Genomic DNA, 20,727 nt, shown 5'->3' with positions numbered 1-20,727 from the left:
GTGCTTGCATGGATCCGTGGCTGAGACGGCGGGAGCAGGGGCATCGTCGGTGCCGCGCCTGCTCGTGGTGCACGACCGGGCCGACCGGACACCCGAGACGGTCGGGCTGGTGGAGCTGGTCCGCGCCCTCGTGGCCACCGGCGAACGGGACGTGCGGGTGCTCCTCATGGCCGGTGGACCGCTGCTCGATGAGATCGAGTCGCTCGCGCCGACCATCGTCGTCGCCGCGCTCGACCCCCGCTCGCCGGACGGGCTGCGGGAGCGCCTGGCGTTCGCCCTGCGCCGCCGCAAGGCCGGGTTCCGGATCCGGGCCCGGCGTCTCGGCCTCGACGAGTGGCACGCCGGTGACGCCGTCTACCTCCACACGGTCCTCGGCGTCCAGGTGCTGCGCTACCTGCCCGACGACATCCCGACCGTGCTGTGCCGACTCGCCGAGGACGTGCACCCGCTCGACCACCCGCTGGCCGCCGCCGACGTCGCGCTTCTCCTGCGCCGGGTCGACCACTTCCTCCCTGTCACGAGCGTGCTGCGCGACGAGTTGGTCGAGGATCGGGCGGTCGGCGCCGAGCGCGTCCACAAGGTGCCCGAGCTCTTCGTCCCCGCCGACGAGCGCCTGCCCGATCCGGCCCCCGAGCGCGAGCGCCTGCGCGCCGAGCTCGGCATCGACCCGGACGCGCTCGTGGTGGGCTCCTTCGGTACCTCCGACGCGGACGCCCCCGACCTCGGCGTCCTGCTGTGGTCGATGCTCGCGAAGCGTGCGGCCGGTCGCCCGGTGGAGCTCCTCTGGGGCTCGGCGGAGACCGAGGCGGGCTTCTGGATGGGGCACGACCTGCGCTCGACGGGCCTCGAGGCGGGCACCCACGCGGTCGCGGCCGATCAGGACCTCGGTCCGTACCTCGGCCTCTGCGACGTGCTCGTGCTGTTGACCCGCGTCGACGACTACCCGTTCGCCTACCTCGAGCGCGCCGCGTCCGGAGTGCCGGTGCTGTGCTTCGAGGGCAACGGCCTGGCCGACCTCGCCCGCCTGGGCGACGACCGCAACGTGGCGCCGTATCTCGACGTGGTGGCCGTGGCCGAGCAGGTCACCCGCCTGCTGGCGGCCGACGACACCCTCTCGTCGCGCCGGTCGGCGATGGCCGCGGCGGCAGGGTCGGTGCACGGCCCGGGGCCCGTGGCGCGCCGACTGCTCGACCGCCTCGACGAGGCCGGGCCGTGAGCGCGGGCCGAGGTCGCGTCCTCGTGGTGGGCCGCGATGCCGAGGACACCGCGGACACCCGGAGCCTGCTCGCGCTCGTCGACGGCCTGGCCGCGGACACCGGTGGTCCGCAGGTGCGGGTGCTCCTCCAGGGGGGCGGGCCCCTCGTGGAGCGGTTCGCGGGCTTGGCCCCGACCACGGTCGTGGACGACCTCGCGGGGCGCAGCGTCGCCGGCCTGGTCGAGCGCGGCCTCGGCCGGGTGGGCCTCCGCGCCGGCGCCCTGCGGGTGCGGGCACGGCGCCTGGGCCTCGACGGGTGGGGGTCCGGCGATGCCGTGTACCTCCACACCGTGCTCTGCGTTCAGGCCCTCCGCTACCTGCCGACGGCCGGGAACGCGGGGATCGTGTGCCGGGTGCCGGAGTCCGTGCACCCGCTGGACCAGCCGCTCTCGGAGGCGGACCTCGCCCTGCTCGTGGACCGGGTGGACCGCTTCCTCGTCACCACCGCGGCGGGGGTGGCCGAGCTGACCGGGCCGCTCCGTGTCGCCACCGGACGCGTCGTGCGCGTCCCCGAGGTGGTGGCCCCGACCACGGGCGCCGAGGCCTCCCGGGTCGAGGCCTCCCGGCTGCGGTCGGCTCTCGGGTTCGGCCCCGACGACGTGGTGGTGGGGTCGTTCGGGGCGTCGGCGGTCGACCCGCCTTCGCCCGCCGCCTCCCTCGCGGTCGCGCTCCGGCGCCAGGGCACCACCGCCCGCCTCCTGTTCGTGGCCCCCGAGCACGCCTCGGACGGGTGGGTGCGCCACGACGTGGAATGTGCCGGTCTGACCGACCGCGTCACGGTCGTCGACGCGGGCGAGCCGCTCCCCGGCTACCACCTCGTGTGCGACGTGGTCGCGCACGCCGGCTGGGGTGCCGACCACCCCGGCGCGTACCTCGAGGCCATGGCCCGGGGCGTCCCCGCCGTGTGCTTCGAGGGCCATGAGCTGGCGGCGCTCGTCGGCGACGACGAAGCCGGGGTCGTCTGCCCCTACCTCGACCTGATGGCCATGGCCGAGGGCGTCGCCGGGCTGGTCGACGACGCCGACCGCCGTCGGGTGGCGGGGGAGCGGGCCGCCGACACCGTGGCCGCGCTGCACCCCACGACGGTGGCCCTCGACGCCGTCCGACTCGCCGTGGCGGAGGTGTCCCGGTGAGCCGCCCACCTGCGGGGAGCCGGGACGTCGACGTCCTCTTCCTCGGCCACGACGTCACCCGCACGGGCGCGCCGCTGATGCTCCTCTACTTTCTGCGGTGGCTGCGCGAGCACACCGACCTCACCTTCGAGGTCGTGGTGGTGGACGGCGGGCCCCTCGAGGCCGACTTCGCCGCGGTGGCACCCACCACCGTCCTGGCCGAACTGCCGGCCGGACGCCTCGAGTCCGTGGCCCGTCGGGCCGGTCTGCACGGGCTGGCCGGGCGCCTCCACGAGCGCACCGCGCGCCGCGCCCTCGCCGGTCTGGGCGCCGCGCCGCTCGTCTACGCCAACAGCATCAGCAGCGTGCGGGTCCTGCCGCTGCTCGACGGGGCTCCGCCCGACCAGGTCGTGGTCACCCACGTCCACGAGATGGAAGGCGCGTTCCGGGCGCAGGACGAGGCCACCCTCGAGATCCTCGCCACCCGGACCGACCACTTCGTGGCCGCCTCCGACCTCGTGCGCCGCCTCGTCATCGACCGCCTGGGCGTCGACCCGGACCGGGTGGTGCGTCACTACGAGTTCATCGACGTCGACGCGATGGTGGCGACGCCGCCCGACGCGGCGGCGGTCGACGCGGTGCGGGCGTCCTGCGGGATCCCGCCGGACGCCGCCGTGGTCGGCGCCGTCGGGGTGGCGCAGTGGCGCAAGGGTCCGGACCTCTTCGTACTGCTGGCCCAGTTGGTCCGCCGGCGTGAGCACGACCGTGAGATCCACTTCGTGTGGCTCGGCGCCGACCCCGCGGGGGACGAGACCGTGGCGCTGGTCCAGGACATCGAGCGGGCCGGGCTGGCCGACCGGGTGCACCTCGTCCCGCCCGAGCCGACCCCGGCGCGCTGGTTCGCGCTCTTCGACGTCTACACCCTCACCTCCCGGGAGGACCCGTTCCCCCTGGTGTGCCTGGAGAGCTCGTTGCTGGGCACCCCCATCGTGTGCTTCGACAACACCGGGATGGCCGAGTTCGCCGGGGACGGTGACTGCGGCTTCATGGTTGACTACCTCGATGTCGAGGCCATGGCGGACCGCGTGATGGCGCTGCTCGACGACGCCGAGGAGCGCGCCGCGGTGGGGGCCCGGGCCGCGGCGAGGGTGCGCACCGAGTTCGACGTCGAGGCCGCGGCGCCGGCGCTGCACCGGGACCTCGAGCGTTGGCGGACCCGGTGAGCACGGCGCAGGCGGGGCCGGGCCGCGGCGCGTCGGTCGACGTGCTGTTCGTGGGCCACGAGGCCTCCCGCACCGGAGCGCCCCTCATGTTCCTCTACTTCCTGCGGTGGCTGCGTGAGCACACCGATCTCCGCTTCGAGGTGGTGCTGGTCGAAGGCGGCCCCCTCGTCGACGACTTCGCCGCCGTGGCCCCGACGGTGGTGCTGGCCGATCTCCGTGACCACTGGCTGTCGCGTGCACTGGTGGCGGCCCGCCTCGACCGTCAGGCCGCGCTCGTGCGGGGCGCCCTCGCCCGACGGCGCCTCGCCCACCTGCGGTCGGTGGGCACCGTCTACTGCAACAGCGTGGTGAGCCTGCGCATGGTCCACCTGCTCGGGCCGGCCCCCCGCCTCGTGATCGCCCACGTGCACGAGCTCATGGGGGCACTGGGCATGCCCCGCAGCGACTCCGATCGTCGTCTGCTGACCGACACCGCGGACTGGGTCGTGGCCGCGTCCGACCTCGTGCGGGACTACCTCGTCGACGAGCACGGCCTCGATCCGACGCGCGTCGTGCGCCACTACGAGTTCATCGAGGTCGATGCCTTCCTCGCGAAGGTGCCGGCGACCAGCACGGACCTGCGGGCCGACCTGGGCATCCCGCCGGACGCCGCGGTGGTGGGGGCCATGGGTGTCACCGAGTCCCGGAAGGGGCCCGACCTCTTCCTTTCGCTGGCGCAGTCGTTCCGCGAGCGGGACCTCGGCCGGCCGGTGCACTTCGTCTGGGTGGGTGCGCCGCCCGACACCGAGGAGACGCGGTGGATGCGCCACGACCTCGACAAGGCCGGTCTCGGCGACGTCGTGCACGTCGTCGAGCCGCAGGCGGTGCCCGCCCCGTGGTTCCAGCTCTTCGACGTGTTCACCTTGACCTCTCGGGAGGACCCGTTCCCATTGGTGTGCCTCGAGAGCTCGTTGCTGGGGACGCCCATCGTGTGCTTCGACAACACCGGGATGGCCGAGTTCGCCGGGGACGGAGAGTGTGGCTTCGTCGTGCCCTATCTGGACCTCAAGGCCATGGGCGACCGGGTGGTGACGCTGATCGAAGACGCGGACCTGCGCCGGTCGGTGGGCGAGCGGGCGGCCGCCGCGGTGCGCGACCGCTTCGACGTGCACGCCGGCGCGCCGGCGCTGCACGCCGACCTGGAGCGCTGGCGGGCGGGCGCGGGGCGAGATGGCTGACCGGGTCGTCGCCGCCACCCACGAGCTCACCCGGACCGGCGCCCCGCTGTCGCTGCTGCACGTCCTGCGCTGGCTGCGGTCCCACACCGACCTCGAGATCGAGGTGGTGGCCGGCCGCCTGGGCGAGGACGGCGGCCAGCTGCGGCCCGACTTCGAGTCCCTGGTCCCCACCCGCCTCGCCCCGGAGCTGTTCGACCCCACGACCTCGGCACCGAGCCTTCCGGCCGCCCCGGTGCTCTACCTGAACTCGATCCTGGCCGCCGGTGCCCTCAGTCACCTTCCCTCCCCCCGGCCGTACGTCATCGCCCGGGTGCCGGAGCTGAGCATGTCGTTCCGCCGCTCGCTCGACGAGCCCGTCCTGGCCCGGTTGCTGGCCGAGGCCGACCGCTTCGTGGCCGTGTCCGGGAGCGTCCGGCGCCTCCTCGTCGAGCGCTACGGCGTCGCCGAGGACGCCATCGCGGTCGTGCCGGGCTCCATCGATCTCTCGGGGTACGCACCGGCCGGCGAGGCCGACACCGCGGCGCTGCGGCGGTCGCTCGGCCTGCCCGATGACGCGCTGGTCGTCGGGGCGGCGGGGACGACCGACTGGCGCAAGGGCCCGGACCTCTTCGTACGCCTGGCCAAGGCGCTGCAGGAACGGCTCCCCGATCGGCCCGTCCACTTCGTCTGGATCGGGGGTGAGCCCGGCGGCCCGGCGTTCTGGCGGGTCGAGCGGCGGCTGGTGCCCGCCTCGCTCTCCGAGCGGGTCCACTTCCTCGGGAGCCGGCCGGACCCCTACTCGTACTATGCGCTCATGGACGTGTTCGCCCTCACGTCGCGGGAGGACCCGTTCCCCAGGGTGTGCATGGAGGTGGGCGCCGTGGGCGTCCCCATCGTCACCTTCGACAACGGCGGCGCCGCCGAGCTGGTGGCCAAGGGGTGCGGGTACGTGGTGCCCTACCTCGACGTCGACGCCATGGCCGACCACGTGGCCGAGCTGCTGGTCGACCGGTCCCTGCACGATCGACTCGGCGCGGTGGGCGCCGAGGTCGTCCGTCGCGACCACACCGTCGACGTCGGCGGGCCCGCCACCCTGGCCGAGATCGAGCGCGGCCTGACCGCCGGGCCCAGCTGATGTGCGGCATCGCCGGGCTCCTCGACCCGGCCCACACCCGGACCGGCGAGAGCCTCCGGGGGGTGGCGACGGCCATGACCGACGCCTTGCGCCACCGCGGGCCCGACGACGGCGGGGTCGAGGTGGACGAGGCCGGGGGGGTCGCCCTCGGCAACCGCCGGCTCGCCATCGTCGACCTCTCGCCGGCGGGCCACCAGCCGATGTGGTCGCCCGACCGGCGCCACCTGCTGGCCTACAACGGCGAGCTGTACAACGCCGAGGAGCTCCGCCCCGAGCTCGCCGCCGCCGGGTGGTCGTTCCGGGGCCGATCGGACACCGAGGTGCTGCTGGCGGCGCTGGCCACCTGGGGCGCGCGCCGGACGGCCGAGCGCGCCGTCGGCATGTTCGGGTTCGCGGCGTGGGACGCCCACGAGCGCCGCCTGGTTCTGGGCCGGGACCGCTTCGGCGAGAAGCCCGTCTACTACGGGTGGCACGACGGGGTGCTGCGTTTCGGCTCCGAGCTGACCGCGCTGCGGGCCGACCCTGCGTTCGGGCCCGGGATCGACCGGGACGCCGTGGCCCTGCTGTTGCGCCACACCTACATCCCGGCGCCGCACTCGGTGTACGAGGGGGTGCGCAAGCTGCCACCGGCGAGTCTCTACACGTGGTCGGCGGCGGACGGCGAGCGCATCGAGGCCTACTGGTCGCTGGCCGACGTGGCCGAAGGCGCCGGGCGACGGCCGTTCGGGTCCGAGGCCGAGGCCGACGAGGCGCTGGACGCCGCCCTCACCGCGTCGGTGCGCAGCCGGCTCGTGTCGGACGTGCCCCTGGGGGCCTTCCTCTCGGGCGGCATCGACTCCTCGCTGATCGTGGCGCTCATGGACCGCCACCATGACGGGCCGGTGCGCACGTTCACGATCGGCTTCGCCGACGAGCAGTTCGACGAGGCGCCCTTCGCCCGGGGCGTGGCGGAGGTGCTGGGGACCGACCACACCGAGCTCGAGGTCACCCCGGCCGAGGCGCAGGCCGTGATCCCCGAGCTCTGTCACCTCTACGACGAGCCCTTCGCCGACCAGTCCCAGATCCCCACGGTCCTGCTCTCTCGCCTCGCCCGCCGGGACGTCACCGTCGCGCTCTCCGGCGACGGCGGTGATGAGCTCTTCGGCGGCTACTGGCACCACCTGTGGAGCCTGGAGGACGAGCCCTCCGACGGCGACGACGAGGCGGCCGCGTCCGCCGCGTCCGCCTCGCAGGGCTGGCGCCAGCGGCTCCGCCGCCGTGGCCGTGGCCCGGCCGGGCCGCCGCCCGGCGGAATCGGTGGGACCGGTGGGACCGGTGACCGACCGGCCTGGCACCAGGGCCACCTCGACCGCCTCGCGAGCTGGGCCGACCCCGCCGCGGTCGTGCGGGGCGCCACCTTGCCGGCCACCGCCTTCACCGAGCGGGTCGCCCACCCCCGCTTCGACCGCCGCCTCGACTGGATGATGGAGCTCGACGCCGCCACCTTCCTGCCCGACGACGTCCTCGTGAAGGTCGATCGGGCCACGATGTCGACCAGCCTCGAGGCCCGGGCGCCCTTCCTCGACCCCGCGGTGGCCGAGGTCGCGTGGCGCATCCCCACCGCCGACCGCCTCGGTCCGAACGGGGGCAAGCTCGCCCTGCGGCGGCTGCTCGGGCAATTCGTCCCGACCGAGCTCTTCGAGCGGCCCAAGATGGGCTTCAACGTGCCCATCGGCGACTGGCTGCGGGGTCCGTTGCGCGAGTGGGGGAGCGACGTGCTCGCGGGCCTCGACGACGATCTGTTCGACCGGAGCGCGGTCGACGCCGTCTGGGCGGACCACCTCGCCGGCGAGGACGCCGCCTACCGGCTCTGGCCCGTGCTCATGTGCCAGACCTGGCTCGACGCTGGTCACGGCGACGGGCGGGGCAGTACCGTCGCGCTTCCGTGAGCACCGAAACCGACCTGGCCGCGCCCGATGCCGACGAGGCCCTCGTCGCCCGGCGCACGCTGGTCGACGACGAGCAGCAGGCCGAGTTCTCCCGGGCCGGCTACCTCACCCTCACCACCGTCGGGCCCGAGCAGGTGGCCCGGCTGCGCGCCATCTACGACGAGGTCTTCCCCGAGCAGATGCAGGGGTTCATCCCCACCTACGCCGTGGCCACCCCGGAGCGCAAGGCCCGCGCCAACGAGCTGGTCAAGGAGGTCCTCGAGCCCCTGATCGGCCCGCTGTTCGACCGCCACCGCGCCTTCAACTCGAGCTACCTCATGAAGTGGCCGGGGGACGACAGCGCCCTGCCGCTGCACCAGGACACCTGCTACGTCGACGAGCGGGTCTTCCGGTCCGCGGTGGTGTGGGTCGCCCTCGACGACACCGACGAGGAGCTCGACAACGGCCCGCTCCAGGTGATCCCCGGCAGCCACCGCTTCGACCGCCTCCCCCGGGGGACCCGGACGTGGTGGCCGTACGACCAGGCGGCCCACTTCGCCGAGGAGCACTGCACCGTGGCCCTGCCCGCACGTGCGGGCGAGGCGCTGATGATGGACAACGCGCTCATCCACTGCTCGTTCCCGAACCGCTCGTCGTCCCCTCGGCTCGCCGTCGCGATCTCGATGGCTCCGGAGGAGGCCGGGCTCATCCACGCCGTGGGCCACGACGACGCCCGGGTGTCGCTCCACGACGTCGACGAGGAATTCTTCGTCCAGTACTCGCCCTACGGGCTGGCAGGCGCCGAGTTCCCGGACACCTATCCCCGCCGTGAGGTGCGGCCCATCGAGTTCCGCCAGCTCACGCCGACCGACCTCGCCGCCCTCTGCCACCTGCCCGAGGAGCTCGTCGACGAGGCCGCCCTCCTGGACCGGCAGGACCCAGCGCCGAGCGGCGACGCGCCCGCCGACGATGCGGCGGCGGTCGACCCCCACGGGTCTGACCTCGCAGCGGACGGGCAGGTCGCGGGCGGTGACGAGGGTTCGGGCGCCGGCGGCGGCCCCGGGCGCATCGGGACGGCCGTGCTGGGCCTGATGCAGGCCAACAACCGCCTCGTCGGCCATGCGGTCACGCTCCAGCCGGTGTACGACCCGGCCGACTTCGCCTGGACGGCGATGCTCGAGCAGCGTTGGGAGGACATCCGCGACGAGGCCCGGGCCGTGCTCGAGACCCGACGCGTGCCCCGCATCGAGCAGGTCCTGGGGGTCAGCCAGGGCAACGACGGCGAGTGGAACACCTTCGTGCTGCGGGCGCTGCGCAAGCCCGTCGACTTCAACGCCGAGCTCTGCCCCGTCACGAGCGAGCTGGTGGCACAGGTCCCGGGGATCTCCTCGGCGCTGTTCTCGGTGTTCCAGCCGGGCACCCACCTCCCGAGCCACCAGGCTCCCAACCGGGGCGTGCTGCGCTACCACCTCGGCCTCATCGTCCCCGACCCCCCGGACTCGTGCCAGCTCCGCGTGCTCGACGACGTGTTGTCCTATCGCGAGGGCGAGAGCATCCTCTTCGACGACACCTTCGAGCACGAGGCGTGGAACCGGGCCGCGGCCCCGCGGGTGACGCTGCTGCTCGAGCTCGACCGTCCCCTGCGCACCCCGTACCGGCAGTTCAACGCCCTCACCCAGCGGGCCTTCGCCTTCTACCCGGAGGCCCGGGGTGCCGCCGAGCGCCTCGAGAAGCTCGAATGGGAGCTGAACGGCGGGCGTTGACGGCCCCGCCGTCGGGGCGCGGACCCTCGACAACGAGGGGTGATCCTCTATACTTCGGCGAAACCGGCAACCTGGCGAGGAGCAGACGTGCAACCCACGTTCTTGAATGAGGAGTGGCAGGCGACCTTCGAGCGTGATGGCTACGTGAAGATCCCCTGTCTCGATGCGGACGAGGTCCAGGCGCTGCGGGACGTGTACTACGGGTTGGGCAAGGCCCCGGGCGACCCCGAGCGAGCCTGCATCTCCACCTTCCACACCTACGACGCGGACTACAAGCAGAAGATCAGCGACGGCGTGCACGGCGTGCTGAAGCCGCACTGCGACGAGATCTTCGACGACTACAAGTGCCTGCCCGCCAACTTCCTCACGAAGTGGCCCGGCGGCATGAGCGGCTTCGGCCTCCACCAGGACCTCGCCCTGGTGGACGAGACCAAGTTCCGCTCCGCCGAGATCTGGGTGGCCCTCGAGGACACCCACGCCGACAACGGCCAGCTCTGGATGGTGCCGGGCTCGCACAAGTGGGTCCCCACCCTGCGGGGCATCCACTCGTTCCGCTCGCCGTTCTACGGCCTCGAGCAGCGCATCGTGCAGCGCCACGCGGTGCCCGAGCCCCTCAAGGCGGGCGAGGCCATCGTGTTCAACCACGCCACGCTGCACTTCTCGTACCCGAACCGCACCGAGAAGGAGCGGCTCGTGGCCATCATCGACCTCATCCCGAACAGCGCCCAGCACATCCACTACTTCGGGCTGCCCGACGGCTCCATCGAGGCCTTCGAGATCGGTGAGGAGTTCTGGGTCGACAACAACCCGTTCACCCTCGGCACCCCGCCGCCGGCGGCGCAGAGCCTCGGCATCTGCGACTTCGAGTTCGTGGCGCTCACCGAGGAGCGCCTCGACGAGCTGGTGGCCAACGGCGAGGCCGTCGACCACGAGATCGAGCGTCACGGGGCCCTCAACCCGGGTCGGGCCTGGTGCCACCGTTGCGGCACCACCGAGGGCATCGAGGACACGCCGGACCGCTGGCTCGGCAACGTCACGCTCCTGTGCCCCTCGTGCGCCGAGAAGGAAGCCGAGCTGGCGGCCGTCTGAGCCACCCGCCTGGCCGGATCTGACCGATCCCCCGGCCACCGTCCTGCGGGACGGGGCCGGGGGATCGTCGCGTCACGGTTCGGGCCTCGCTGATCGTGTGGCGCTCGACGCCGCCCGCGCTGTCGCGTGGCCGGGGCTCGCCGTCCCCGCCGCCGAGATGATGCCCCCGGAAAGCAGGTGGGCCGGAGCGCCCGAGGAGCGGGCGCCGGGCGGGCCGAGAAGCGGGGGCCGAGAAGCGGGAGGGCCTAGAAGAGGGTGTAGAGCGTGTAGGGCGCCGCCGCCTGGCCCACGGTGATGAAGGCGACCACGAGGCCGAGCACCATCATCAGCGGGATGATCCACCACACCCGGTTGACCACGGCGTAGCTGCCGAAGTCGCCCATGAGGCGGAACAGGTGCTTGATGCGCAACACGGGGGAGAAATTAGCAGCCGGAGTGCGGTCGGGGGGTCCGGCTCAGTCCAGCTCGAAGGTGGACTGCCAGTCGTCCTCGCTGTCCCAGTCGGGCTGGGCGGTCTTCTCGAGCAGGAAGTGCTCGAGGACGAGGTAGTCCATCTCGGTGCGCATGAAGCACCGGTAGGCGTCGTCGGGGGTGCAGACGATGGGCTCGCCCCGCACGTTGAACGACGTGTTGATGAGCACGGGGCACCCGGTGCGGGCCTCGAACGCGGCGAGGACCTCGTGGAACTCGGGGCTCTGCTCGGCGCTCACGGTCTGGAGGCGGGCCGAGTGGTCGACGTGGGTCACCGCGGGGATGTCCGAACGGACCTCGTTGACCCAGGTGCGCAGATCGTCGGCGTGCGGGCCGCTCTCGACCCGGTGCTCCTCGGTGACGTCGGCGGTGATCATCATGTAAGGCGAGGGCACGTCGATGGCGAACCACTCGCTCGCCCGCTCGGCCAGCACCGCGGGGGCAAAGGGCCGGAACGACTCCCGGTGCTTGATCTTGAGGTTCATGATCGACTGCATCTTCGGTGACCGGGGGTCGCCGATGATCGACCGGTGGCCGAGGGCGCGGGGACCGAACTCCATCCGTCCGATGAACAGCCCGAGCACGTTGCCGTCGTCGACCAGCTCGGCGATGCGCTCCGCCCGCTGGGCCGAGTCGGCGAAGCGCTCGTAGGCGTAGCCGTTGTCGTCGAGGTAGCGGGCGATCTCGTCGTCGTTGAACCGGGGCCCGAGGTAGGCGCCCGACATCCCGTCGTGGACGCCGTCCACGGTGCGCTCGTTGCCGTAGATCTTGTGCCACGCGTAGAGGGCGCTGCCGATGGCACCGCCGGCGTCGCCCGCCGCGGGCTGGATCCACAGCTCCTCGAAGGGCCCCTCGCGGAGCAGACGGCCGTTGCTGACGCAGTTGAGGGCGACGCCACCGGCCAGGCAGGCCTTGGTCTCGCCGGTCACCTGGGCGGCGTGGCGGGCCATGCGAAGGACGATCTCCTCGGTGACCTCCTGGATCGAGCGGGCCATGTCCATCTCGCGCTTGGTGAGCTCGCTCTCGGGCGCCCGGGCCGGCGCCCCGAAGAGCTTGTCGAACTTGGCGTTGGTCATCTTCAGGCTGTGCAGGTAGCCGAAGTAGGACATGTCGAGGGTGAACGAGCCGTCGTCGTGCAGGTCGACGAGCTTGTCGAGGATGAGGTCGGCGTACACGGGCTCGCCGTAGGGGGCGAGCCCCATCAGCTTGTACTCGCCCGAGTTGACCCGGAACCCGCAGTGGTAGGTGAACGCGGAGTACAACAGGCCGATCGAGTGCGGGAAGTTGAGCTGCTCGGTGAGGGTGAGGTCGTGCCCGCGTCCCACGCCGACGCTGCTCGTGGCCCACTCGCCGACGCCGTCGAAGGTGAGCACCGCGGCCGATGAGAACGGTGACGGGTAGAACGCGCTGGCGGCGTGGCTCTCGTGGTGCTCGGTGAAGAACAGGTCCTTGGGCATGGCGAAGCCGAGGTTCTTCAGGCCCTTCTCGATCTGGTACGGGATCCAGAGCTTCTCCCGCAGCCAGATGGGCATCGCCGTCTGGAAGGACCGGAACCCCTTGGGGCCGACACGCATGTACGTCTTGAGCAGGCGCACGAAGGTGGTGATGGGCTTGTCGTAGAACACGACCGCGTCGATCCCGTCGGCGTCCACCTCGCCGCGACGCAGGCAGTAGGCGATCGAGTTGGCCGGGAAGTCGGCGTCGTGGCGCTTGCGCGTGAAGCGCTCCTCCTGGGCGGCGGCGGTGACGACGCCGTCCTGGACGAGTGCCGCCGCGGAGTCGTGGTAGAAGCCACTGATCCCCAAGATGTTCATGCGACGACGCTAGCCGCTTCGTCCTGTTGGCGGCGGGCGAGGGGCGGTACGCTCCGGAGTGCCTATGAGCGACCAGAGCCCACCTGCAGAGGCGCCGCCCGGCGCGGCGCCGTGGGGGCCCGACCGCCCCCGACCCGACGGCTACGAGCCCTTCCCCGCGGCGGCGGTGGAAGGCTCGATCGGGGCGAGGTTCCGTGACGTCGCCGCCCGCCACGCCGACCACGTCGCCCTGCGCAGCCCGGCGGGCGCGTGGACCTTCGCCGAGCTGGAGACCGACGCCAACCGCTTCGCCAACGCCCTGCTCGCCCGTCTCGGCGAGGACGAGGAGCCGGTGGCGCTCCTGTTCGACCACGACGGTCCGCTCGTCGCCGCCATGCTCGGCACGCTGAGTGCAGGGAAGCTCGTGCTGGTCCTCGACCCCGAGGCGGCGCCGTCGGTCACCGAGTCCCTCCTGGCCGACTCCGGCGCCCGTCTCCTGGTGGCCGACGCCTCCCGCATCGGGGCCGCGTTCGACCTCGCCGGCCCCGACGTCGCCGTGGTGCGCGACTCCGCGCTGGTCGAGGGCGCGCCCACCACGCCGCCGCCGGTGGACGTCGCTCCCGACCGTGGGGCCATGCTGGCCTACACGTCCGGGTCATCCGGCTCGGCGAAGGCCGCGGTCATCCCGCACCGTGCGCTGCTGCACCTCATGCGCGGCGCCACCGACGCCCTGTCCATCTCGCCGGGGGACACGCTCCCCATGCTGTTCCCGGTGTCGTTGGCGGTCGCCGCCTATCCGATGTTCCTGCCCCTGCTGAACGGCGGGACGCTGACCACACGCGACGTGCGGGGCCTCGGCCTGGTCGACCTCGGCAAGTGGATCTCCGAGGAGCGGATCTCGGTCATGTACGTCGCGCCGACGGTGGCGCGGTTCATGGTCGACGTCGTGGCCGGGTTCGAGTACCCGGCGCTCCGCCTCGTGGTGCTCGGCGGCGAGCGGGTCGACGCCGACGCCGTGGCCCTGGTGCGGGACCTGTTCGGTCAGCACCTCGTCGTCGCCAACGGGTACGGCACCACCGAGACCGGCGTGCTCACCTTCTACTTCGTGGCGCCGGGGGAGTCCTTCGGTGACGCCGGCGTCCCGGTGGGGCACCCCATCGAGGGCATGGGCCTCGAGATCCGCCGCGAGGACGGCACCCCGGCCGACGTGGGCGCGGCGGGCGAGCTGTTCGTGCGCAGTCCCTACCTGCTGCGGGGGTACTGGGGGCGTCCCGACCTCGACGCCAAGGTGCTGTCGGTCGGGCCCGACGGCGTGCCCGTGTACCGCACCGGCGACGTGGCCCGCGTCACCGCCGACGGCTACCTCGAGGTGGCGGGCCGCACCGACGACCAGGTCAAGATCCGGGGCCAGCGCATCATCCCCGGCGAGGTCGAGGACGCCCTGCTGGCGCTCGACGTGGTCAAGGACGCGGTGGTCACCACCGGCACCGACGCCACGGGCACGCGCATCCTGATCGCCCACGTGGTGCCCACGTCGTCGGAGACCAGCGCCGACGAGGTGCGACGGGAGCTGGCCGAGCGGGTCACCGCCGCCATGGTGCCCTCACGCGTCCTCCTGCGCGACGACCTCCCTCAGCTGCCCAACGGCAAGCTCGACCGCCAGGCGCTCATCGACGGGGTCGACGGTGGCGGCGGCCACGGGCCCGCGGATGGGGACTCCCCGGACGGTGGCGTGAGCCGACCGGCCCCCGCCGACGAGCTCGAGGCCCAGATCATCGACCTGTGGCAGGAGCTGCTCGGGGTCCCCGAGGTCCACGTCGACGACGACTTCTTCGACCTCGGCGGCTACTCCCTGCTGGCCGCGCAGATGCTCGTGCGGCTCGAGGAGCGCCACGGCCACCAGGTCCAGATGTCGGCGTTGCTCGACGGCACCACGGTCGCCGACCTGGCCCGGGCCATCCGGGGCGACACCCACCACGCCGGCGAGGCCGCCCTCGTCCAGGCGGGGGCGGCCGATCGCCCCGCTCTCTTCCTCACCCACGACCTCTACGGCTCCGCCTACCGCTACCGCCACCTGGCCGCGGCCCTGGGGTCGGACCAGACCCTCTACAGCTTCGAGTCGCCCTTCCTCGACGGGCACCGGCTGCCCATCCGAACCATCGACACCCTCGCCCGCCGCTACCTCAGCGAGGTCCGGCGTATCCAGCCCGAGGGTCCCTACTACCTGGCCGGCTACTCGTTCGGCGGGATCCTCGCCTACGAGATGGCCCGCATCCTCGAGCGCGACGGCGACGAGGTGGCCTTCCTGGGCATCATCGACGTCGGCCCCGGCTACCGCGGCATCGACTACTCCCGTCAGCGTCCCCCGCAGAGCCCCTACCTCGGCATCCCCACCCCGGCCGAGCCCGACTGGCCGTTGCGGCAGCGGGCCCGGTACTACGCCGGCCTGGCCAAGCGGTCGCCGCAGGGCCTCGTACGCCAGCTCATGAAGCGCGCCCGCATCGACCGGTGGGTCCAGCCCGTGCTCTGGGAGCTCGACCTCCGCCGGACCGGGCAGATCCGCCCCGGCCATCGTCTCTGGTACTCGTGGTACCGCCTCTGGCGCCTGGCCGGGCCCGACTGGGCGCCCGCCCCTTACGGCGGAGACCTGACCCTCTACTGGGCCGGCGGCACCGGGGCCACCGACTCCACCATGGGCTGGGCCGAGTGGGTGGGCGGCACCGTCGACGTGCAGCGCGTCGCGGCCGGCCACTGGGAGGTGATGGCCGAGGACGGTGTGGGCGAGGTCGCCGGGCTCATCCGGGCCGACCTCGACGCCGCGATCGCACGTCAGAGCGGCTGAGCCGTGCCCTTCGCCCCGGTCCCCGAAGAGCTCCAGGAGCGCTGCGACGAGGGCCGTGATCTCACCGGCAAGGCCTTCCGCTCGGCGTGCTACGCGCCCTTCGGGACCTTCGAGCTGGACCCGTTGGGCTTCGTGCTCCCGTGCTGCATGAACAACGCCTACCCGCTGGGCAACGTCACCGAGGAGCGCCTCACCGACATTTGGCGCGGCCGCCGCGCCGCCATGCTCCGCGAGGCCCTCGAGCAGTACGACTTCGGCTACGGCTGCGGCACCTGCCGGTGGGAAGCCGAGCACAACAAGGAGGCGCCGCAGTTCAAGCAGTACGACCGCCTCCCCGCCGAGGACCGGGCCCTGCCGTGGCCCACCGAGATCGGCTTCTGCCTCTCCAACACCTGCAACCTCGAGTGCATCCACTGCAACGGGCTCTACTCGTCGCGCATCCGGGCCCGCATCGAGAAGCGCCCGCCCATCCCCTCGGTCTACGGCGACGAGTTCTTCGAGGACCTGCGCTCGTTCCTGCCCCACTTGCGCACCGCCCGGTTCGTCGGCGGGGAGCCGTTCATGATGCGGGAGAACCACCGCGTGTGGGACCTGCTCATCGAGATGGAGCTGCGCCCGGAGTGCCACGTGACCACCAACGGCACGCAGTACAACGCCAAGGTCGAGCGGGTGCTCGAGCACCTGCCGGTGCACCTCATCGTGTCCATGGACAGCGCCGAGAAGGTGCAGTTCGAGTCCATCCGCCGCAACGCCGACTTCGACGTCGTGGTGGCCAACCTCGACCGGTTCCGGACCTACGCCGACGGGGCGGGGACCAGCGTGGTCATCAACCACTGCCTCATGCGGGACAACTGGCGGGAGTTCGGCGACCTGCTGCGCTTCGCCGAGGAGCGCTCGGTCCCGGTGAGCACGTCCACCGTGTTCAACGAGCCCTTCAGCCTCTACAAGGTCCCCCTCGACGAGCTACGCGAGGTGGTCGAGACCATGGAGGCGTCCACCGACGAGGTGGTGGCCGAACTGGCCCTCAACGGCCACGTCTGGCGCTCCGAGGTGGCGCAGCTGCGCAGTGCCCTCGACGAGCGCCTCGCGGGTGGCGAGGGGACCGTGCTCGGCGGTGCCGACGACGCCGAGGCCCCACGTCTCGTCCCCGACGCCGCCGAGGCACGGGCGGTGCGGTCGGCGCCGGCGCCCAAGCGGGTGCTGCTGCGCAGCCGAGGGCAACGCCAGGCCCGCCAGGTCGTGATCGACGAGCTGTCGACGTGGGCGGGCGATCGCATCGCCACCTTCGAACTCGACGCCGACGGGGTGGCCCGGTCCTTCGAGGCCCTGCAGGGATCGTTCTACGGCCTCGATCCCACCAACGTCGTCGGCCGTCACCTCGACGATTGCATCGACGCCCTTCGCTCCCGCCTCGGTCCGTCGCTGTTCGTCATGGACCGCCACACCACGGGGGGACGGTTCGAGGTCCTGTTCGGCTACACGAGCAGCGGGCCGTACGAGAAGAACGGCACCTTCCTGCGCCTCGTGGCCCTCCCTGCGGGTCGGGGCGACGAGGACGGCTGGTCGGTCGTGGTCGCCAGCGACGAGATCTACCCGCCCGTCCCCATGGACGACGCCCGCGACCCCGAGCCGTTCGACCCGTCGATGCTCGACCCCGTGCCCCGCCCGGTCACCCGGTCGGCGTAGGCGACCCGCCCGCGGCGGGGGCCACCCCCACCACCAGGTGGTGGGGGTAGGGGCGCCGTCGGTCGAGGCGCCGGTCCGACACGGCGAGGCCCTCGGTCGTCATCCACCGCCGGACGTCCTCGGGTGCGGTGTGGTGCAGGACGCCGTCGGTCGAGGCGGTGATGCGGGCCACCCGCGTGGCGAGGACCTCCTCGCCGTGCATCCAGCGGTGTTTCCACCGCGGCGTGGGCGCCATCTCCTTCACCAGAAGGCTCCCTCCGGGAGCCAGGCGGCAGGCGAGGGACCGCACCAGCGCCTCCTGATGCTCGGCGGTCAGGAGGTACAGGACGTCGACGACGGTGACGGCGGCGAAGGGCCCGTCGATCGTCGCGAGGTCGTCGGCCGATGCGAAGGCGACGTTGGGGAGCGAGGGCGCAGCCGCTGCGGCCCGGCGGGCGGCGGTGATCTTGGCTTCGTCGATGTCGACGCCCACGACTTCCCGGCGGGCGGACCCGGCGGCGAGGTGGAGGGCGAGGAGTCCGTGGCCGCACCCGACGTCGAGCACGCGGCCAGAGCGCGGTACCTCGGACGCGAGGACGTCGAACGGACACGCCAGCCATCGTCCACGCACGTGGGACCGGGTGGACCAGGGCTCGCCCCGGAAGCGGGGGAGCGGTGAGGGTGCGGGACCGGCCCGGTGCGCTGGGCGGTCCGCGTCAGGGCTCAGACCGGAGCGGCGGGCTCGTACATCTCCTTGTCGAGGTCCAGGCCCTCGGCGTAGAACTGCTCGGCCCACTTGCGGAACTTCATGATGGGGCCGTCGGCGTCGGACAGCGCCGGCTTCACGACGTACGCCTTGTTCTCCCAGATGGGCACGTCCTCGACCGTCTGGTGGGCGATCCCCTCGACGAAGGCCTCGGCCACCGAGGTGGTGAGGGCCTCGTCGCCGAGGTCGCGGACCGCGAAGGTCATGCGCAGCTCGGTGGTGTCCTGGTCGACGGGGACGGCGCACCCCAGGGTGATGGTGTCGACGAGGCCGGTGAACCAGGTGACGGCGTGACCGGGGCCGCAGCTGTCGGTGTCGATGCGGCCCTCGACGAGACCCCGCGGCGTGGGGAACGGCTGGTAGAAGCGCATCCGCGAGTCGGGGAAGGTGGTGGTGTACTCCTCGACCGCCGGCGGCGGGCTGGCACCGGGCTCGATGCCCAGGTTCTTCTCGAACTCGACCAGGTGCTGCTGGACGTGGGCGGCGTCCGCGACCGTCTCGGCGATCTCCTGCCAGTGGGTCTTCACCTTGTAGTGCTTGCGGTAGGTCTTGGTGAACTGCGGGTGGTCGTTGAGCTCGGGCACCTCGGGGATCTCCCACTTGGGGGCCTCGTCGGTGGGGTGGTACCAGGCGAACAGGGCGCCGTTGCGCTCGACCACGGGGTACGAGCGGACCTTGGCGCGCTTGTTGGTGCGCTTCGAGTAGGGCACGTCGATGACGTTGCCGTCGCCGTCGAAGGTCCAGTTGTGGAGCGGGCACACGAGGTTGTCGCCACAGACGTTGCCGCCGTGGCTGCCGTCCTCGCCGAGGCCGTAGCCCAGGTGGCTGCCGAGGTGGGGGCAGAAGGCGTCCATGAGGTGGGCCTCGCCCGCCTCGCTGCGCCACGCGACCAGGTGCCGCCCGAAGTAGTAGAGGGGCACGGCCTTCCCCGCGGGGACCTCGTCGGGCCACGCGACCTGGAACCAGCCAAAGGGCATGGGAAGGGGGTAACGCATCTCCAGCCGTCCTCCTGAGGCGCCTACCGGACGCCCCCTCGCTTCACCGCTGTCGCACGAGTATACGCAGACGCGTCGGCGCAGGGCGAGGACGAGTGAGGGGGTTGATGGAGAAACGGCCCAGGAGCGCCCCGCCCGACTGTGCCCCGACCCCACCCGCATCGCTACCATCGCGTCCGATGTCGCCCGACGACCTGATCCTGGTGAGCGTCGACGACCACTGCGTCGAGCCTCCCGACCTCTTCGACGGGCGCCTGCCCGCCGCCTACGCCGACCGGGCCCCCCGGGTGGTCCGCCAGGACGACGGCACCGACGTGTGGGTCTTCGAGGGCCAGGAGATCCCGAACATCGGGCTCAACGCGGTGGCCGGGCGGCCCCCCGAGGAGTACGGCGTCGACCCCACGAGCTTCGACGAGATCCGTCCCGGCACCTACGACATCCACCGGCGGGTCGAGGACATGAACGCCGGCGGCGTGCTCGGCTCGATGAACTTCCCCTCCTTCCCGCAGTTCTGCGGACAGGTCTTCACCAAGGCCGACGACAAGGACCTCGGCCTCGCCGTCCTCCGGGCCTACAACGACTGGCACGTCGAGGACTGGTGCGGCGCCTACCCCGGGCGCTTCATCCCGCTGTGCGTCGTGCCGTTCTGGGATCCCGAGCTCATGGCCGCCGAGGTGCGTCGCCTGGCGGCCAAGGGCTGCCATGCCGTCACGTTCTCCGAGAACCCCGAGAAGCTCGGCCAGCCGAGCTTCCACAACCCGCACTGGGACCCGTTCTGGAAGGCCTGCGCCGACGAGGGGACGGTCATCTGCCTGCACCTCGGGTCGTCGTCGGAGGTCACCATCACCTCCCTCGAGGCGCCCATCACCACGATGATCACCCTCCAGCCCATGGGGCTGATGCAGGCGGCCGCCGACCTGATGTGGTCGCGTGTGCCCCGCGAGTTCCCGGTGAAGATCGCCCTCTCCGAGGGAGGCATCGGCTGGGTGCCCTATCTGCTCGAGCGTGCGGACTACGTCTACGAGCACCACCGCACGTGGACGGGCTCGGACTTCGGGGGCAAGCGGCCGAGCGACATCTTCCGGGAGCGCTTCATCACCTGCTTCATCGACGACGCCGTCGGCATCGAGCTGCGGGACAAGATCGGCGTCGAGAACATCTGCTGGGAACACGACTACCCCCACAGCGACTCCACCTGGCCGACCGCCCCCGAGTCGCTGATGAAGGCACTCGAAGGGGTGCCGCGGGCCGACATCGACGCGATCACCCACCTGAACGCCTGCCGCGAGTTCCAGTTCGACCCGTTCGCCCACCGGGCCCGCGAGGCGTGCACCGCCGGCGCCCTGCGGGCCGAGGCCGCCCACGTCGACGTCACCCCCGTGGCGTCCGGCCGACCGTTCGAGCCGCCGGCCGAGCCGGTCAGCCTGATGGCACTGCTCGAGAAGGCCCAGAAGATCCTCGACGCCGCCAGCGGCACCAAGCCCGAAGCCCCGACCGACCCTTCGTCATGACGAC

15 protein-coding genes are annotated in these 20,727 nt (G+C 72.3%); 11 read left to right on the top strand and 4 right to left on the bottom strand.

The window, feature by feature from the left end; translation table 11 throughout:
• Positions 1–16: 16 nt before the first annotated feature.
• The 8 genes from JNK12_19155 to JNK12_19120 all read left to right on the top strand — a co-directional run bounded on the left by JNK12_19155 (position 17) and on the right by JNK12_19120 (position 10,680).
• Entirely contained in the window at positions 17–1,216 is a 1,200-nt protein-coding gene (locus JNK12_19155) for a hypothetical protein (protein ID MBL8778066.1), read from the top strand.
• Entirely contained in the window at positions 1,213–2,388 is a 1,176-nt protein-coding gene (locus JNK12_19150) for a glycosyltransferase (GenBank protein ID MBL8778065.1), read from the top strand. The genes JNK12_19155 and JNK12_19150 overlap by 4 nt, the downstream gene beginning before the upstream one ends.
• Complete coding sequence (locus tag JNK12_19145; protein ID MBL8778064.1) at positions 2,385–3,590, top strand: glycosyltransferase; 1,206 nt, start codon at positions 2,385–2,387, stop codon at positions 3,588–3,590. The genes JNK12_19150 and JNK12_19145 overlap by 4 nt, the downstream gene beginning before the upstream one ends.
• Positions 3,587–4,807, top strand: a complete 1,221-nt coding sequence (locus JNK12_19140) for a glycosyltransferase (GenBank protein MBL8778063.1) — start codon at positions 3,587–3,589, stop codon at positions 4,805–4,807. The genes JNK12_19145 and JNK12_19140 overlap by 4 nt, the downstream gene beginning before the upstream one ends.
• Positions 4,800–5,921, top strand: a complete 1,122-nt coding sequence (locus tag JNK12_19135; protein MBL8778062.1) for a glycosyltransferase family 4 protein — start codon at positions 4,800–4,802, stop codon at positions 5,919–5,921. Before JNK12_19140 ends, JNK12_19135 begins: the two co-directional genes overlap by 8 nt.
• Positions 5,921–7,849, top strand: a complete 1,929-nt coding sequence (gene asnB, locus JNK12_19130) for an asparagine synthase (glutamine-hydrolyzing) (protein MBL8778061.1) — start codon at positions 5,921–5,923, stop codon at positions 7,847–7,849. Before JNK12_19135 ends, asnB begins: the two co-directional genes overlap by 1 nt.
• Entirely contained in the window at positions 7,846–9,591 is a 1,746-nt protein-coding gene (locus tag JNK12_19125) for an aspartyl/asparaginyl beta-hydroxylase domain-containing protein (protein ID MBL8778060.1), read from the top strand. Before asnB ends, JNK12_19125 begins: the two co-directional genes overlap by 4 nt.
• 87 nt (positions 9,592–9,678) lie before the next feature.
• The gene (locus JNK12_19120) at positions 9,679–10,680 is read left to right on the top strand and encodes a phytanoyl-CoA dioxygenase family protein (protein ID MBL8778059.1); all 1,002 of its coding nucleotides are present in this window, start codon (positions 9,679–9,681) and stop codon (positions 10,678–10,680) included.
• Positions 10,681–10,925: 245 nt separating this feature from the next.
• Here JNK12_19120 and JNK12_19115 read toward each other — a convergent pair whose 3' ends face one another.
• Both JNK12_19115 and JNK12_19110 read right to left on the bottom strand, forming a co-directional pair.
• Complete coding sequence (locus tag JNK12_19115) at positions 10,926–11,093, bottom strand: hypothetical protein (protein ID MBL8778058.1); 168 nt, start codon at positions 11,091–11,093, stop codon at positions 10,926–10,928.
• Between the two features lie 42 nt (positions 11,094–11,135).
• Positions 11,136–12,965 (bottom strand): carbamoyltransferase, encoded by a 1,830-nt coding sequence (locus JNK12_19110; GenBank protein ID MBL8778057.1) that lies wholly within the window; start codon positions 12,963–12,965, stop codon positions 11,136–11,138.
• 64 nt (positions 12,966–13,029) lie between these two features.
• Here JNK12_19110 and JNK12_19105 point away from each other — a divergent pair, with 64 nt between their 5' ends.
• Positions 13,030–15,786, top strand: a complete 2,757-nt coding sequence (locus tag JNK12_19105; GenBank protein MBL8778056.1) for a non-ribosomal peptide synthetase — start codon at positions 13,030–13,032, stop codon at positions 15,784–15,786.
• Positions 15,787–15,789: 3 nt separating this feature from the next.
• Positions 15,790–17,472: a radical SAM protein gene (locus JNK12_19100; protein ID MBL8778055.1), complete on the top strand. Its 1,683-nt coding sequence runs from the start codon at positions 15,790–15,792 to the stop codon at positions 17,470–17,472.
• Here the strand turns inward: JNK12_19100 and JNK12_19095 are convergent.
• Positions 17,456–18,016 carry a class I SAM-dependent methyltransferase gene (locus tag JNK12_19095; GenBank protein MBL8778054.1) on the bottom strand — a complete coding sequence of 187 codons (561 nt, stop codon included), beginning with the start codon at positions 18,014–18,016 and terminating at the stop codon, positions 17,456–17,458. The genes JNK12_19100 and JNK12_19095 overlap by 17 nt on opposite strands.
• A gap of 158 nt (positions 18,017–18,174) precedes the next feature.
• Complete coding sequence (locus tag JNK12_19090) at positions 18,175–19,194, bottom strand: Rieske 2Fe-2S domain-containing protein (protein MBL8778053.1); 1,020 nt, start codon at positions 19,192–19,194, stop codon at positions 18,175–18,177.
• Positions 19,195–19,391: 197 nt separating this feature from the next.
• On the opposite strand from JNK12_19090, the gene JNK12_19085 reads away from it, so the two are divergent.
• A complete protein-coding gene (locus tag JNK12_19085) occupies positions 19,392–20,723 on the top strand; it encodes an amidohydrolase (protein MBL8778052.1) in 1,332 nt (443 codons plus the stop codon).
• Positions 20,724–20,727: the final 4 nt, after the last annotated feature.

It is taken from the genome of Acidimicrobiales bacterium, assembly GCA_016794585.1.
GTDB lineage: Bacteria > Actinomycetota > Acidimicrobiia > Acidimicrobiales > DATDAH01 > JAEUJM01.
Note: the sequence above shows the minus strand (reverse complement) of the source record. Positions and strands in the feature narration are given on the sequence as shown.